The organism is Nguyenibacter sp. L1, from assembly GCF_035199985.1.
Classification (GTDB): Bacteria; Pseudomonadota; Alphaproteobacteria; order Acetobacterales; family Acetobacteraceae; genus Gluconacetobacter; species Gluconacetobacter vanlangensis.
The window spans coordinates 1,895,049-1,912,157 of record NZ_CP127015.1 but is presented as its reverse complement, the minus strand read 5'-3'; the positions used below and the strand labels follow the sequence as shown (position 1 = coordinate 1,912,157).

Here is a 17,109-nt window from a genome sequence, read left to right as displayed (position 1 = left end):
ACATTCCGCCCCTTTCACATTCCATCGACCGCCCGCCGGCGCGGTCGATTCCCACCCTGGTCATGCCCACACTCCCGGGGCGGGATGGCATCCCGCGCCCGGGGAGGGGTCATGACCATTCAGAAGCAGGAAGCGGTGGCGGCACTGGCGCAACCGGCGCTGCTCCTGCCCAACCTGCTGGCCGAGGCGCTCGCCGCCAACGGCCGCATCAAGTTCGCGCTCAGTTGGCTCCAGGCAGCCGAGGCATCCGCCGGCCGCGACGACCGCCAGCCCTTCGCCGGCCTCACCGCCGAACGGACGCTCGCCGGCCTCGACCATGCCGTGCTCTACGATCCGCCCGCCCTGCTGGAACGGACACAGGCCGGCCTGCGCGTGCCGCAGGCCGGCGCCGTCATCGCCGCGCTGCTGGACGACCTGTCCCGCATGCGCCGGGCGGCCGAGGCCGGGGCGGCGGCCGGCCTGCTCGACCAGGCCACCGCCGACGGCCTGGGTATGCGTGAGCAGGCGCAGCGCGCCGCCATCCGCGTCGCGGACGATGTCCTGCCCCCCGGCCTGGTCTCGCAGCTCTGCCGCGTCCCGGCCGACGGCGCCGATTCCCTGCACCGCCTGGTCATGGACCTGCACAGGGCGATCAACGACATCGCCGCCGGCCTGGCCGAAACCGACATCGCCGGGGCCCGCGCCTATCGCCTGGACGACAGGGACCGGCAGCGCGTGGCCGCCTTCATGCGCGGGCTCAACCGCACCGCGCCGCTCAAGTTCAACCATCCGGGGCTGGCGACCAACGCCATGCGCGACGGGCCGCGCCTGATCATCCAGAACGATCTCGGCACCACCGACGCCCATGTCCTGATCGTGCAGATCGAGGGGCAGGACGACGCCCCGCGCCTGTCGGTCCTGCACAGCGACATCCACCGGCAGCGCCTGGAATTCTTCCAGGACCGCCTGCCCGCCCTGACCTGGACGCAATCCAGCCGCCAATTGCCCGGAAGCGAACAGGGCCAGTTCACCCTCGCCACCGGCATCCTCCAGGCCGCGGACCTTCCCACCCTCGACGCGGCGCTCGAAACCCTGGGCGCGTCGCTGGTCTTTCTCATCGACTGGAACAAGGCGCGCAAAAGCCTGCGCCATTTCGTGTCCGGCCCGGCCGCCGTCGCCCTGCTGCACTGGGCCGCCGACCACGAATACGGCCACCGCGCCTATCTCGAGGCGGGCGGCGAGACGATGATCGGCGACCTGCTGGACACCGTCTCGCAGCTCACCGGCGGGTCGTACGGCACGATGCAGCGCGCGCTGGGCCAGGACGGCACGATGGCCTTCCTGCGCGAAGCCCTGCGGACCTCCAGCGAGGCCCTGCGCAACGGGCAGTCCCCGCCCGCCATCCGCGACATGCTGCAGGCCGAGCTGATGACCCGCGTCGCCTCCATGGCCGACCGCATCCTCGACGACGCGATCGACCACGCGGCGCTGATCCTCGATCTTGGCAGCCTGGTCCACGCCGCCCTGCTGGGCAACGTGCCCGACCTGCTGGCCGCCGCCGCCCGCGCCCAGCGTTGGGAGGCCCTGGCCGACCGCCAGGTCGGGCACATCTGCGGCCTGTGCCGCGACGACAAATCCCGCCCCTGGCGCGCCATCGCCTCCCACGCCGACGACGCCGCCGACCAGTTCGAGGACGCGGCCTTCCGCCTGCAGTTCCTGCCCGCGGACCTGCCCGCCGACATCCGCGCGACCCTGCTGCAACTGGCCGCCCAGGCGGTCATGGCGGCCAAGGACTATGTCCGCCTGCTCTGCGCCCTGCGCAGCCTGCACCAGGGCATGCCCCGGCGCGAGATGCGCCTGCTGATCGGCCTGTTCGACCGGCTGCACGCCCACGAACATGCCACCGACGCGGCCGAGCGCGACGTCTTCGCCCGGCTGATGCATGCCGACCTCGACGCACGGACCGTCACGCTCGCCACCGCCATCGCCGGGGCGCTCGAATCCGTGGCCGATGCCCTGCTCAATGCCGGCCGCCTGCTGTCCGACCACGCCGTAGGAGAGTGGTTTGCCTCCTGATCCCATCTCGACCCATCCCATCCCGGCCGTACCTATCCAGGTCGCGCCCATCCCGGTCGACGCCATCCCGGTCATCGAACCCGGCGTGCTGCCCCCGCCCGACGGCGCGGTCGCCCAACTGGGCGGCAAGGCGTTCAACCTCATGGTCCTTGCCGCCGCCGGCCTGCCCGTGCCGCCCGGCTTCGTGCTGCCGACCACGCTCTGCGCCCAGTGGCTGGCCGCCGGCGCGCCCCCGGCCGACGCCTTCCGCGCCCTGGTCGCGGGGCCCCTGCACCGGCTGGAACAGGCGACCGGCCTCGCCTTCGGCGACCCCAACCGCCCTCTGCTGGTCTCGATCCGCTCCGGTGCCCCCGTCTCCATGCCCGGCATGCTCGACACACTGCTCAATGTCGGGCTCACCCGTGCCACCCTGCCGGGCCTGATCGCATTGTCGGGCAATCCCCGCCTGGCCTGGGACTGCTTCGCCCGGCTGATCCGCGCCTTCGGCCAGATCGTGCGCGGCCTCGATCCGGCCTTGTTCGATGACGGGCTGGCTGCCATCCTGCGCGCGGGCCAGGCCGCATCGGCCGCCGAACTCGACAGCCTGTCCCTGCGCGATCTCGCCCTGCGCTATCTCGATATTTTCGAATCCGCCGGCGGCGTCCCGTTCCCCGACACGCCGATGGACCAGCTCGCCCAGGGCGTGGACGCCGTCTTCCGCTCCTGGAATTCCGAACGGGCCCAAACCTATCGCCGCCTGCGCAACCTGACCGGCCTGCCCGGCACGGCGGTCACCATCCAGCGCATGGTCTACGGCAATTCCGGCCCGCAATCGGGCTCGGGCGTCGGCTTCACCCGCGACCCCGCCACCGGCGAACGCCGCCTCTATCTCGATTTCGCCTTCAACGCACAGGGCGAGGACCTGGTCGCCGGCCGCACCCTGGTCGCCCCCGCCGCCGAACTCGCCCGTGCCATGCCCCAGACAGGTCCGACAACGGGTCCGACAACAGCCCAGGCCCAGGCAATAACCCAGACCCTGGCGCGCATCGCAACCCAGTTGGAACACCAGTTCCACGACATGCAGGATTTCGAATTCACGGTGGAGGAGGGCCAGCTCTATCTGCTGCAGACCCGCGCCGGCAAATGCGCCGCCCGGGCCCGGCTCAGGATCGCGGTCGACATGGCGCGCGAGAACCTGATCTCCATCCCCGAGGCCCTGCGCCGGGTCGAGGGGCTGGACGCCGCCGCTCTCACCCGCCGCCGCCTCGCCGGGCCGCCGCAGGACGCCATCGCGCGCGGCGTTCCCGCCGGCGGCGGCGCGGTGACCGGCGCCGTCGTCCTGAGCCGCGACGCCGCCCGCACGCTGGCGGGGCAGGGCCGCCGGACCATCCTGGTCACCACCGACCTGCTGACCGAGGATATCGACGCCATCACCGGCACCGACGGCCTGCTCGCCGCCCATGGCGGCCGCACCAGCCATGCCGCCGTGGTCGCCCGCGAATTCGGCAAGGTCGCGATCGTCGGCTGTCCCGGCCTGACCATCGCCCCGGACCGGCAAAGCTGCCGGATCGCCGGCCATCCGTTCCCCCAGGGCGCCGACATCACCCTGGACGGCGAGACCGGCCAGGTCTTCGCCGGCCATGTTCCCATGACCGAGGACCGCCCCGAGGCCGACCTGGCCCAGATCGCCGCCTGGCGCGCCGCCCCACCCGCATGAGGGCCGTAGGATCGAGCGTGGGATCTGCCCGGCAAGGACGTTGCCCTTGAACCCATCAAAGGGCGGTCGCCCTTTGGAAACCCGTTTGTTATCAAATAAATGGGGTGCAGGGCCTCAGGCCCTGCCGGGTCCAGGGCGGAGCCCTGGTGATGCCTCGGCCGCCGCCGGATGCGCCGCCAGGCGCTCGGCCACCCGCGCGCGCAGCGCCGCCGCCCCCACATGGCCCGGCCCGGCATCGCCGATGCGTGCCAGGCTGTCGCGCATCGCCGCCAGGATGTCCGGCGTGGCCGCCTCCAGCGCCAGATGCCACCAGGCGACGGCGCCGTCGATCGCGCCGTCTTCCGCCAGCATGCTGGCCAGATTGTGCTGGCCCCGGTAATCGCCCGCCTCCGCCGCGCGCCGGTACCACAGCCGCGCGGCCTCCCGGTCGCGCGGCATGTCCCATCCCTCCTCCAGAAACCGGCCCACCAGGTTCATCGATTTCGCATGGCCCGCCCGCGCGGCCGCCAGGAACAGCGCCCATGCCGCGCGCCGGTCGCGCGCCACGCCCCGGCCGCGCAGCCTCATATTGGCCAGGTTATAGCGCGCCCAATCGTCGCCGCGTTCCGCCGCCCGGCCGTACCAGGCCGCCGCCGCGGCCGCATCGGGCGCGCAGCCCCAGCCGCGTTCCAGGCAGCGGCCCAGCATGTTCATCGCGGGCGGATGGCCCGCTTGTGCCGCGACGGTGAACCAGGCCACCGCCTGCGCAGCGTCGCGCGCCAGATGCACGCCGTCCAGCAGCGCCTGCCCCAGCAGAAGCTGCGCCTCCACATGGCCGCGCGCCGCCCAGTCCAGCAGGCGCGCCCCCTCCGGCGAGACGGCCGGCCGCGCCGGCGGGCTTCTCCAAAGCCGTCCCCAGAGCCGCTTTCTGGGGCGCTTCCCGATAGGCCGACAAAAAATCTGTCCAAGGCGGATTGTCACGGCGATCCCCTCGCATTACGAATGAGAATAATTCGCAATAACGTTCAGGCTCTCGCATGACAACCCATTCCGACATGTCCCCATCTTCCGGCCGGCGGCGCATGGGCGCCACCACGCTCGGCCTGGTGCTCGGCGCGGGCTGGCTGATGCCCGGCGACGCCCGCGCGGCCGAGCCGCAGCGCCCCGACCCGCGTCCCCGGGCCGGCCACGGCCTGCACGCCCCCGATCGCTCTCGCGATCACGGCCGGCACCACGACCATGACCGCGACGCCGGCCATGACGCAGCCGCCCACCCCCCGGTCCGTCCGGCCGAGCACCTGCTGGTGACGGGGCAGGGGCGCGGCTACCAGCAGACGCAGCCGCATCTCGACCGGATCATGACGTCGCTGGTGGACACACCGCAGACGATCACTGAAATCCCGAAGCAATTGATGCAGGACCAGAACACCACCAACATGCTCGATGCGCTGCGGACCGTCCCGGGCATCAGCATCGCGGCGGGCGAGGGCGCGCAGCAGGGCGACAACCTGTCGATCCGCGGCTTCAACGCGCAGAATGATTTCTATCGCGACGGCATGCTCGATTTCGGCAGCTATTATCGCGACCCGTTCGATCTCGAAACCGTCGAGGTCCTCAAGGGCCCGTCAGGCAGCCTGTTCGGGCGCGGCTCGACCGGCGGCGTGATCAACGAGGTCACCAAGCGCGCCGGCATGACGCCGGTCACCGCCGGCACCCTGTCGTTCGGCACCGACGGCACCCAGCGCCTCACGGCCGATATCGGCCGCGCCGGCGCCGCGCTCGGCGGGTTCGCCTGGCGGCTGAACGCCATGGTGCAGCAGGCCGGCCTGGCCGGGATCGATCTCGCCGCAACGCGCCGCTACGGCATCGCGCCCTCGCTCGCCTTCGGCCTGAATACCGCGACGCATCTGCGGATCGATTATTTCCGCCAGCAATCCTACGACACCCAATATTACGGCACGACCTGGCTCAACGGCGTGCCGGCCCCCACGCCGCGATCCAATTTCTACGGCTATCCCGGCGACTATCTGCGTTCGGCGGTCAATGTCGGCACGATCAGGCTGGAACATGATGTCAGCCGGCACCTGACCTTCCATGACCAGATCCGCTATTCCACCTACAATACCGCCCAGCGCGCGGTCGAACCGCAGATCCTCGGCTATACGCCCTATACGAATATCGCGCCGACCTCCGTGCCCCTGTCGCAGATCCAGGTCACGCGCAACACCCTGGCGCTCAGCGGCCCCTCGACCCTGCTCGACAATCAGCTCGAAGGCAACGCCGATTACCGCACCGGCCCGCTGCGCCACCAGCTCCTCTTCGGGTTCGAAATCCAGCGCCAGACCGCCGACATCACCCGCTACACCTATCCGCAGACCAGGACGTCGCTGCTCGACCCGGACCAGGGCGCCGATTTCCCCTTCGCGTCGCGCCTGCGCAGCATGTCGGGCGCGACCTCGCACGATTACGCGCCCTATCTCAACTATACGATCTCCCTCGGCACCCACTGGCAGGCGATCGGCGGCTGGCGCTGGGACGACTACACCACCGACTACAAGCAGATCGTGGCCCCCGCGGTGCATGTCACACGCCATGACAGGGTCTCCACCTGGCGCGGCGCGCTGGTCTACAAGCCGACCGCGGACAGCAGCCTCTATTTCAATTACGGCACGTCGTTCGACCCGTCGGGCGAGAACATCGCCCTGACCGCCTCGACCGCCGCCGTCGCGCCCGAACAATCCCGCACCTTCGAATTCGGCGGCAAATGGGCAACGCACGGGCTCTCGCTGTCCGCCGCCGCCTATCGGATCGAAATGACCAACGTGCGCGAAACCAATCCGGCCAACGCCACCGAAACGATCCTGGCCGGCAATTACCGCTCCCAGGGCTTCGAACTTTCGGCCACCGGCAATCTCACCAGCCGCTGGAGCGTCTTCGGCGGCTACAGCTATGACGATGTCAGCGTCATCGCCTCGCCCAACCGGCTCGAACTCGGCAACCAGCCGCCCAACGCCCCCAAACATACCGTGGCGTTCTGGACCGAATACCACCTGCCCCGGCTGCCGGTCAGCATCGGCGGCGGCGTCAATTACGTCGCCAGCCGCACCGCCAGTTCCCTGCCCGTCGCCGGCACCACGGTGATCGAGCGCGCGCCCGGCTACACCACGGCGCAGGTGATGGTGAAATACCACATCACGCATTCGCTCGCCGCCCAGGTCAATATCGCCAACATCTCCAACGCGCTCTATTACAGCGCCCTGCACCCCACCCATGTCGTCGTCGGGCCGGCCCGCTCCGCCCTGTTCTCGCTCAGCGCGAATTTCTGATGCTGATCGTCATCCCCGATGTGCTGAATGCCGCCGAACTGGCGTCGTTCCGCACGCAGCTCGCCGCCGCCCCGTGGCAGGACGGCCGGACCACCGCCGGCCATCAATCGGCCCGCGCCAAGCGCAACCAGCAACTGGCCGAGGACGATCCGACCGCCCTGGCGCTGGGCGAGGCCCTGGCGCGCACGCTGGGGCGCATCCCGCTCTTCATGTCGGCGGCCCTGCCGCAGCGCATCTTCCCGCCGGTCTTCAGCCGCTACCGCGCCGAAAGCGGCGACCGTTTCGGCAACCATGTCGACAACGCCATCCGCTACGGCGCGCGCGGCACCATCCGCACCGATTTGTCCGCGACCCTGTTCCTGAGCCCGCCCGACGCGTATGACGGCGGCGCCCTGGTGATCGACGACGTCTTCGGCCCGCGTGAGGTCCGGCTGCCGGCGGGTTCGATGGTGCTCTACCCGTCCTCCTCGCTGCATCGCGTGACCCAGGTCACAAGGGGCGAGCGCCTGGCCGCGGTGATGTGGATGCAAAGCCTGGTCCGCGACGAAGGCCGGCGCCGCATCCTGTTCGATCTCGACAGCACCCTGCAGGACCTCGCCGCCGACCTGCAGGACGACCCGCGCATCCTGTCCCTGACCAATGTCTATCATAACCTGGTCCGCCGCTGGGCCGACCCCTGAGCCTGACCGGGACTGCGCGCTGGCGGCGGTCCGACGCGCGTTTCCTGCGCTCCGATGCTCGTGGCCATCAAGGCCACTCCGCTTCGGTGCTCGAAAACCCACGCCGGGCGCGGCCCTGTCGGGCCGCTCCCGCTCACCAGCCCACAGTCCCGGTCAGGCTTTGAGACCCCGCCGGGACTCGTGCTGGCGGTGATCCTGCGCGCGTTTTTCGTGCTCCGCGCCCCGCCGCAGCGCCAGCGTCGCCCGCTCCGCCAGCACGATCAGCCCCAGCGTCAGCGCCCCCAGCACGATCTCGCGCCGCGTATGGCCGCTGGCCACCAGCATCGTCAGCAGCGCGCCGACCAGCGTGGCCAGCGTGACATAGGACAGCCACGGAAAGCACCACATCGGCAGCGCCGGGACCAGCCCCGCCGCCCGCGCCCGCCGCCGCAGCCGGATCTGCGCCAGCGCGATCAGCACGTAATCGAACAGCACGAACGTACCCGTCGCGCTGACCAGAAAGGCGAACACCACGCCGGGCGACATCATCCCTGCCACGGCCACCGCCACCGCGATCACGCAGCCCGCCAGGATCGCCCGCCGCGGCGTGTTGTTGCGGCCGCGCGCCAGGAAAAAACGCGGCGCGTCCCCGGCCTCGGCCAGCTCGCACAGAATGCGCGAGGTCACGTACAGTCCCGAATTCAGCGCCGACAGGGTCGCCACCAGCATCACCCCGGTCATCAGCAGCGACGCGAACGGCATGTCGATCCGCTGCAGCGTGGTCAGGAACGGCGACCGCCCCGGCACCACCGCCTCCCACGGCGTCAGGCACAGGATCAGCCCGATCGACCCCAGATAGAAGAACAGGATCCTCAGCACCACCGACCGCGTCGCCCGCCCCACGCTCTCGGCCGGATGGCTGGTCTCGGTCGCGGCGATGGTGGTGATCTCGGCTCCGGCCATCGACAGCATGATGGCCGGAATGCAGGCTAGCAGCGCGGATCCCCCATGCGGAAACAGCCCGCCCTGTCCGGCCAGGTTCCGCGCCACCACCTGCGCGTGCGTCCCCAGCAGGGCCCAGAGGCCGATGGCGATGAAGATCACGATGGTCATGATCTTGGTCATCGAAAACCAGAATTCAAACTCGCCGTATCCGCGCACGGAAAACAGGTTGATCGCCGTCATCGCGGCAATCACCAGGCATTCCGTGACAAGGAAGGGCAGGGGGACGAACGGCGCCAGGAACGACGCGGCGGCGATCGCCTCGATCCCCAGGATCGTCGCCCACATCACCCAATAGATCCACCCGCCGACGAACGCCGCCCGCGCGCCCAGCCCCCGCCGCACATGCGCGACGAACGACCCCGCCTGCGGATCGTCCACCGTCATCTCGCCCAGCATCCGCGTCACGCACAGGATGATCAGCCCGGCCAGCAGATAGGACAGGAACACCCCCGGCCCCGCCGTGGCGATCGCGCTCGACGACCCGACGAACAGGCTGGCCCCGATCACCCCGCCGATCGAGATCATCGCGACATGCCGCCCGCGCAAGACGGAATGGGCATCGGTGGTCTTCATGCGCGGCCTCCTGCGCCAAACTGCGTCGGCGGCCGATTATAGATAACGGGGTCGAAATGTCATGCGCCCGGAATTTCCCGGGCGCCCGGCGCGGCCGGGTGTTCAGAACCGCTGCGAAATCCCCGTCAGGATCGTCCGCCGCAGCCCATATTGCGGCGCCCCCACGCCGATCCCCGTGCCGTCGCGCAGTTCGTATCTCCGGTCGAACAGGTTGGTCACGTCCAGCCGCAGTTGCGTGCGCTTCAGGAACGGCACCCGGAACAGGTCCTGGAACGACTGCACCAGCGACAGGTTGAACGTCACATATTGCGGAAGCTGCATCCCGTTCGGCACCGCGCCGTCGGCCCGCAGCCCGCTGCCGTACACCATGGTGGCCGACAGGCGCATCGGGTGCCCGGTGCGGTAGAAGAGGCTGTACGCCGCCCCGGCCGACGCCGTCCAGCGCTGGTCATGGTCCAGGAAGATCCAGTGCTGCCGGATATAGGCCAGGTCCGCCGGGTCGAAATTGAACTGCGCGCTGGTGATGTCCTTGCCGATCGCCCGCGACCAGGCCATGTTGCCGTACAGTGACAACGGCCCGCGATCGTACGATGTCGCGACCTCATAGCCGTTCACCTGTCCCCGCCGGTAATTGAATCCCGACAGGATGATCGGCGCGCCGAACTGTCCCTCGTCGATCAGGTTGTGCGCCAGCTTGTAATAGGCGTCGAACGACACCTGCCACCCCGGCAGGATCCGCTGCATGATCCCCGCGTCGAAATAATGGTCGCTCTCCGCCCGCACCGTGCTGCTCTGCGCGCTGGCCGGCGCCGCGCTGGTGCCCGTGAACTTGTCCAGCGACCCGCCGCTGACCACCTCGAACGGCGGCGGCGTGAAATAGCGCGAATACCCCGCATGCAGCGTCGTGCCCGCGCGCGGCGTCCAGACCAGGTTCAGCCGCGGACTCAGTTGCTGCTGGTGGGTATATTCCTCCACCCCATCCATCCGCAGGCCGAAATTGACCGTCAGGTCGCGCACCGGCTTCCATTCGTCTTGCGCGTACAGGCCCCAGATCCACCCGGTCAGCCCGCTGCCGTCATGGATCGCAACCGGCGTGCTCCCGAATTCCGGATTGCCCGCCGCATCCGCGCCGGTCTGCGGATAGACCAGGGAACCGGTCTTGGACACGTTCCGCTCGACGAAGACCTGATAGCCGAAGCGCAGCGTATGCCGCGGCGCCACCCGCCAGGTCGCGTCGCTCTGCGTCCCGGTCGAAAACACCGACCGCGCCGCCCGCTGGGCAATCCCGTTATAGACCAGGTCCCCCAGCATGTCGGGCGAATAGCCCAGGCTGCTATAGCGCAGAAAGGCCGAACTCTGCAGGCTGACCCGGCCGATTTCCTTCTGCAGCGACAGGATGCCGAAATCCGTGATCTCCTTCTGCCGCTCGTCCAGGCTGGCGCTGTCCACGCTGCCCGCCAGATGCTGCGCCAGCGTGCTGCCGGCAAAGGACGGTTCCTGGAACTGCGTCTGCTGGCCCGGATTGTTCGGCAACTGGTATTCCGCGTTCGACACCCCGGCGATCAGGCTGATCCGCGTATCGGCATCGGCGGTATAGCGCAGATGCCCCAGGAAATGGTACTGGTTGCTCAGGTCGTGCAGCGCGTTGAAACGCGGCGTGGTACTCTCGATTCCCACCCGGTCATGCACGAAATCCCCGGTGGCGAAGTAATCCCATTTCCCGCTCTGCCCGCCATATTGCAGCGACGGAAAGAAATAATCCCGCGCCCCGCCATAGATCGACGCCTCGCCCCCCGGATTGGTCGCGCCGTTCTTGGTGGTGATGTCGATCACCGCCGCCTGCAGAAACCCGTATTCGCTGGGCAGCGCCCCGGTGGTCATCGACAGCGAATCGGCAAAGCGCGTCATCAGCGTCTGCCCGAACACCGTCAGGCCCTCCGGCAACTGCACCCCGTCCAGCCGGAACTGCACCTCGTTATGGTCGCCGCGCACATGGATCTGCCCGTAACTGTCCTGCGCCACCCCGGGCGCCTGCAGCAGCACGCCGTTCAGCGGCGCATTGTCCCCGCCCGGCACGGTCTCGATCGCGTGGCGGTCGAAGTGATAGGTCGTGGCCCCCGTATCCGGCTGCAGCGCCGCCCGCGCCCGGTCCAGCCGCGCCGTCACGGTAATCCGCTCCGGCGCCGACGCGGCCGCATCCACGCCGAAGGACGACCGTCCCCCCGCACCGTCCTCCGTCTTTTCGGCGGGCGGTGCGCCCTTCTGCCCATCCTGCTGCCCACCCTTCTGGCCCGCCTTCCGGGTGGCCTCCTCCGACGTGGCTTTCGACACGGCTTTCGACGTGGCTCTCTGGGCGGGCTGCGGGCCGGCCGGCGGCATGGCGGCCATGGCGGGCAGCGCCACCCCCGACAGCAGCAGGCCGAGCGAGGCAAGACGGGCGGGTCGACGGGTCTGGAGGCGGGTCGGGAACATGCGCACTCTATCTGTCCGGTGAAGCAGGCAAAGGGAAAAGGGGGCGTGTGACGCCCCTCCGCCCGATCTCCCTAAACCGTATGATATAACGTTTCAACAAGCGGCCGAAAAAAATCCCCCTGCTTTCCGCCCGCTGTTGCCTCCCGACAACAGATTTCTCCCGGTCGCCGCGTCAGCCCTCCGGCATCGTCCCGTCCGCCCGCACCGCCTCGGCCATATGCGACAGCCAGGTGCGGAACCGCACCAGCGCCGGGCGGTTCCAGCGGTTTTCCGGCACGAACAGCGCATAGGCCCCGATCGCCACCCCCGGAAACGGCGCCCCCTCGGGTCCCAGCCGCACCAGCGTGCCGTTGCGCAGGTCGTCTTCCACCAGAAACGGGTTGGCCAGCGCCACGCCCTGTCCCTCGCGCGCCGCCGCCAGGACCAGATGCGCATGCCACATCCGCGCCGCCGGGCTGACCTGCACGCCCGCCGCCCCGGCGCGCGCGAACCAGATCCGCCATTCGTCGCTGTCCCCTTCGGCCAGCAGCGGCAGCCCGGCCAGTCCGGCGATCGTCCCCACCGCGCCCGCCCGGCGCAGGAATTCCGGACTGGCGACCGGAAAGACCGGCGGCCGCGCCAGCTCGGCCCGCCTGATCCCCGGCGGCGCGTCATCCGCGGCCCCGTCCAGGCGATAGCGGATATCGGCATCCACCCCATCCGACCAGAAGGACGCGCGCGCGTCGCTCGGCCGCAGCACCAGGTCGATCCCCGGATGCTCGGCGCGAAACGTCCCCAGCCGCCGCACCAGCCAGTGAAAGGCGAAGCCCGGCACGCACCACACCGACAATTGCGGCGCATCGCCGCTGCGCAGCGCCTGGGTCGCCTGGGCAATCTCGTCCAGTGCGGCGGCGATCCGCTCGTGATAGGCCTTGCCCGCCTCGGTCAGCGTGCCCTGCGTGCGGTCCAGCAGCGGCACCCCGGTCCATTGCTCCAGCGCGCGCAGATGCCGGCTGACCACCGCATGATCGACCGACAGAAACTCCGCCGCCCGCCTGATGCCGCGCGTCCGTCCGAATGCCTCAAACGCCCGCAACGGGGCAAACGGGGGAAAGACGCGCCGATCCGCCATGGGGCTCCACATCCAGATACTGGTGCCTTTTTGTCACCAATCCGGCAACAAAGGCAACTTCTGCGAATCATTACGTATGGCTAAGAATTCGTCGCGCAGGTTCGGGCGTACGGTCCGTCGATCAGATTGTGGCATTTCGGCAACGCAATGGAACTTTTGGAAATAAAGCGAGGGGGCTACATTCTGTTTCATACCGATATCCGATAAACCCGAGCATATGAAACGGCTATACTTTGTTCCTGCGGCCACATTCCCGGTATCCCGGGGCATCCTGGTCATTTAATTCCGGTGTTTTGCCGCAATCCCCGCATCGCTGGGATGTCCATGCCGCCCGATGTTCAAGCGAACATTGGCGGTGAACATTTTGGTACGAATATTTGCGGCGGCAATGATTGCCCGCATGACGATGGTTGAAACTGCTGAAAGCTGAATGATGCGATTTCTGACGATATCTCCGGCCCGCAAGACGATTCCGACAAGTTCCCGCCGCCTGCTGGCCGGAGGATCGCTGTTCCTCTTCACGCTCAGCCCGCTTCCCGCCGCCCTGTCCGCCGCCCATGCCGCCCAGCCGGCCTCCACGCCGGCTCCCGGTTCGGCCCCAGGTTCGGCTCCCGGCTCGGCCGCCCCCCACGCCCACGCGTCCGCCGCGCATCGCCGCGCCGCCGCCCGTCCGGCCGCGCGCCGCGCCGCGCCCGCCGCCACCCGCGCCGCCCGGAACGAGGATGTCAGCATCGTCGCCACCCGCGGCGTCTCGCACGATACCGAACAGGTGGTGACCCGCGCGGCCATCGAACGCATGGTCGGCGGCACCAACCCGCTGAAATCCCTGGCCCAGCTCCCGGGCGTCAGCTTCAGCTCCTCCGACGCGCTCGGCCTCGACACTTGGGGCGCCAGCATCTATCTGCGCGGCTATTTCATGGATCAGCTCGGCGTCACGCTCGACGGCGTGCCGCTGAACGACCAGAGCTACGGCTCGGTCAACGGGCTGAACATCCTCACCGCCGTCATCCCCGACGATCTCGGGCGCGAAAGCGTGTCCCAGGGCGCGGGCGCGGTGAACCTGCCGTCCAACTCCAACCTGGGCGGCACGATGCAGTTCTTCACCGACGACCCGGCCGACCATATCGGCGGCAAGGTGTCGCAGGGCTTCGGCTCCTATGCGATGTACCGCACCTATGCCCGCTTCGACAGCGGCCGGCTCAACGCGTCGGGCACCAAGTTCTTCGCCTCCTATGCCCGCGATTACGAAGGCAAGTACCAGGGCGGCGGCTCCGACTTCATGCAGCAGGCCGACGGCAAGCTGGTGCAGCCGATCGGCCATGACAGTTCGATCTCGGCCTTCTTCAACTGGAGCGACTCGGCCGTCTGGGGCTATTCCGACAAATCGCTCGAAATCCTCAACAAGCTCGGCTGGCGCGTCGAATCCTTCTACCCGAACTACGCCGCCGCCTACGCGACGGCGGCCGGCACCTACCTGCCGCCCGGCTGGGACCAGATCACCGGACAGGACCCCAAGACGGTCGCGTTCTACGATGCCGGCCAGCACACGGTCGATTATCTCGGCGGCCTGAATCTCGATTTCGCGCTGACCGACCGCCTGCGCTGGCGCACCACCTTCTACGGCCACAGCGACACGTCGTACCTGACCTATGGCGACCCGAACACGCCGTCCGCCACCGGCGCGCCGCTGTCCGAGGAAGTGTGGCAGCCCCGGCAGCAGCGCATGGGCTTCGACACCGCCCTCCAGTACCGGCTCGGCAACCACACGATCGAGACCGGCGTCTGGTACGAAAACAACATCCAGACCTCGGGCCAGTATTGGTACAACGAACCGCTGCTTGGTCAGGGCGCGCCGGTCGAGACCGTCGGCCCCTATGACGTCTACGGCCCCGCCTTCCAGCAAAGCTACAATTTCGCCTGGACCACCAACACGGTGCAGTACCACCTGATGGACACCTGGCGCCCGCTGCACAACCTCACGGTCCATGCCGGGTTCAAGACGCTGGCGGTCACGACATCGGGCGGCTCGGACTACAACAATCCGGACGTGACCGGGGTCGACTCCCTGCCCAACGGCAGCCTCAGCACCGTCGGCGCCTTCCTGCCGCATGTCAGCGCCAACTGGCGCTTCCTGCCCGGGCACGAGCTCTATTTCGACCTGGCCGAGAACATGCGCTCCTACGTGGTGGGCGCGTCCGGCGCCGGCGGCTATTCCGCCTCGCCCTGGTCGGTGCAGGACCAGCCGACCTTCAAGCAGTTGCAGCACACGCTGCGGCCGGAACGCGACTGGGTCTACCTGGTCGGCTACCGCTACACGTCCAAGCGCATCATCGCCTCGCTGGACGGCTACCATTCCGACATCTCGCACAAGCTGATCTCGGCCTCGGTGGGCACGCTGAACAACCCGGTCGCCAGCGTGATCGACACCCACAGCGCGACGATGAACGGCGTCGATGCCGGGCTGACGCTGGTGCCGGTGCGCGGGCTGTCGATCTTCAACACCGTCAGCTACAACCATGCCACCTACGGCCAGAACGTCCTGGCGGGCCAGCAATACTATCCGCTGGCCGGCAAGAAGATGGTCGGCTACCCCGAATTCATGTACAAGACCAGCGCGATCTACACCTACGGCCCGGCCCAGGTGCATTTCGACGCCAATTATTATTCCAAGCGCGAATTCAGCTACCTCAACGACACGCACATCCCCGGTTACTGGCTGGCCAACGCAGGCGCGCGTTATCGTTTCGGCAGCTACGGCGCGATGAAGAACATTACGATGGACTTCAACGTCTATAACCTGTTCAATGCGAAATATATCGCGATGATGGGCGAAAACGGCTTCCCGATGAGCGGCGACTACCAGTCGCTCGAACGCGGCGCCGTCCGGGAATATTTCGGCACCGTCACCGCACAGTTCTGATCTTGAAACATACGGCCGCCCCGCCGGCGGGGCGGCCGCGGGCACGGACATTCGGCGAAGGGGACAGCATGGCGGTACGCGACATGACGAACACGGGTTCCACGGCCAGGCGCTTCCCGGCTCTGGCCCGCGCAACCCTCGCCGCCGCCTCGGTCGCCGCCTCGGCGGCCTGCTGGGGTGCCGCACCCGCCGGCGCGGCGCCGACCCCGGTCCTCCAGGCCGAACAGAGCGACGTCGCCACCCTGCCGTCCGCCGCGGCGCACTGGTTCCTGCCGGCCACGCTGGACCAGTCCTACACCATCTATGACGCCGATGCCGGGCGCATCCTCGGCACGGTGCCCGCCAGCATCCTGGGCAATATCGCGCTCTCGCCCGACCACGGAAAATTTTACGTGGCCGATACGATCTGGTCGCGCGTCGATCACGGCACCCGCCAGGACCTGCTGCAGGTCTATGACGCGCACAGCCTCGCCCTGCTGCGCGAAATCCCCCTGCCGCCCCGCGCGCTCGCGGTCTACAAGCAGCAGGATTTCGACGTCAGCACCGACGGCAACTGGGCCTACGCCTTCAACATGAGCCCGGCGACCTCCGTCACCATCATCGACCTCGCGCACGCCAAGGTCGCCCGCACGGTCGACATCCCGGGCTGCGCCCTCATCTTCCCGTGGAAATCGGGCGGTTTCTCCAGCCTGTGCGGCGACGGCTCGCTGACCGATGTCGGCTATACGGGCGGCAACGCGGTCACCATCACCCACACCCGGCCGTTCTTCGACGCCAACAATGACCCGATCTTCGAACAGGGCCTGGTCGACCATGCGACCGGCCGCGCCCTGTTCGTCTCCTATACCGGCAAGGTCTATGCGGCGACCCTGGGTCAGCATCCCGCCATCGCCGCGCCCTGGTCCATCCAGCAGGCCGCCGGCCAGCCGGCCGCCGGCACCGGGGTGCAGGAACTGGCCTGGCGTCCCGGCGGCCTGCAGCCCTTCGCCTGGAATCGCGCAAGCGGCCACCTGTTCGTGCTGATGCATGCCGGCACCTACTGGACGCACAAGACCGCCGGGACCGAAGTATGGGAACTCGATCCCGCCCGCCACGCCCTGGTCCGCCGCATCGACCTGCCGCATCCCGCGCGCGGCATCGCCGTCACCTCCGACGCATCGCCCCTGCTGTTCGCCACGGCCGAGGACGGCGCCGTCACGGTGCTCGATCCCGCGACCGGCGCCGTCCGCCGCACGCTCGAAGCCCATGCCGGGCCGATGAGCATCGTGCCCGACCTGTGACGCCCGCATGACGCGCCCGACATCCTCCCCGCA

At 68.7% G+C, this 17,109-nt stretch carries 10 protein-coding genes; 6 read left to right on the top strand and 4 right to left on the bottom strand.

Features of this window, described 5'->3' with window-relative positions:
- Positions 1-111: 111 nt before the first annotated feature.
- Positions 112-2,055: a hypothetical protein gene (locus QN315_RS08665; RefSeq protein WP_323993000.1), complete on the top strand. Its 1,944-nt coding sequence runs from the start codon at positions 112-114 to the stop codon at positions 2,053-2,055.
- The gene (locus tag QN315_RS08660; protein WP_323992998.1) at positions 2,045-3,751 is read left to right on the top strand and encodes a PEP/pyruvate-binding domain-containing protein; all 1,707 of its coding nucleotides are present in this window, start codon (positions 2,045-2,047) and stop codon (positions 3,749-3,751) included. The genes QN315_RS08665 and QN315_RS08660 overlap by 11 nt, the downstream gene beginning before the upstream one ends.
- Before the next feature lie 114 nt (positions 3,752-3,865).
- Here QN315_RS08660 and QN315_RS08655 read toward each other — a convergent pair whose 3' ends face one another.
- Positions 3,866-4,561: a tetratricopeptide repeat protein gene (locus tag QN315_RS08655; protein WP_323992997.1), complete on the bottom strand. Its 696-nt coding sequence runs from the start codon at positions 4,559-4,561 to the stop codon at positions 3,866-3,868.
- Positions 4,562-4,767: 206 nt separating this feature from the next.
- Between QN315_RS08655 and QN315_RS08650 the strand changes: the two genes are divergently transcribed.
- Complete coding sequence (locus QN315_RS08650; RefSeq protein WP_323992995.1) at positions 4,768-7,056, top strand: TonB-dependent siderophore receptor; 2,289 nt, start codon at positions 4,768-4,770, stop codon at positions 7,054-7,056.
- On the top strand, positions 7,056-7,736 hold the full coding sequence (locus QN315_RS08645; protein ID WP_323992993.1) for a Fe2+-dependent dioxygenase: 681 nt from the start codon (positions 7,056-7,058) through the stop codon (positions 7,734-7,736). Before QN315_RS08650 ends, QN315_RS08645 begins: the two co-directional genes overlap by 1 nt.
- 153 nt (positions 7,737-7,889) lie before the next feature.
- On the opposite strand, the gene QN315_RS08640 is transcribed toward QN315_RS08645, so the two are convergent.
- The 3 genes from QN315_RS08640 to QN315_RS08630 form a co-directional block, all read right to left on the bottom strand.
- Positions 7,890-9,293, bottom strand: a complete 1,404-nt coding sequence (locus tag QN315_RS08640) for an amino acid permease (RefSeq protein ID WP_323992991.1) — start codon at positions 9,291-9,293, stop codon at positions 7,890-7,892.
- A 102-nt stretch (positions 9,294-9,395) separates the two neighbouring features.
- Complete coding sequence (locus QN315_RS08635; RefSeq protein ID WP_323992989.1) at positions 9,396-11,765, bottom strand: TonB-dependent receptor domain-containing protein; 2,370 nt, start codon at positions 11,763-11,765, stop codon at positions 9,396-9,398.
- Positions 11,766-11,937: 172 nt separating this feature from the next.
- A complete protein-coding gene (locus tag QN315_RS08630; RefSeq protein ID WP_323992988.1) occupies positions 11,938-12,876 on the bottom strand; it encodes a LysR substrate-binding domain-containing protein in 939 nt (312 codons plus the stop codon).
- Between the two features lie 430 nt (positions 12,877-13,306).
- Between QN315_RS08630 and QN315_RS08625 the strand changes: the two genes are divergently transcribed.
- Entirely contained in the window at positions 13,307-15,796 is a 2,490-nt protein-coding gene (locus tag QN315_RS08625) for a TonB-dependent receptor domain-containing protein (protein ID WP_323992986.1), read from the top strand.
- A gap of 83 nt (positions 15,797-15,879) precedes the next feature.
- The gene (locus QN315_RS08620; protein ID WP_323992984.1) at positions 15,880-17,076 is read left to right on the top strand and encodes an amine dehydrogenase large subunit; all 1,197 of its coding nucleotides are present in this window, start codon (positions 15,880-15,882) and stop codon (positions 17,074-17,076) included.
- Positions 17,077-17,109: the final 33 nt, after the last annotated feature.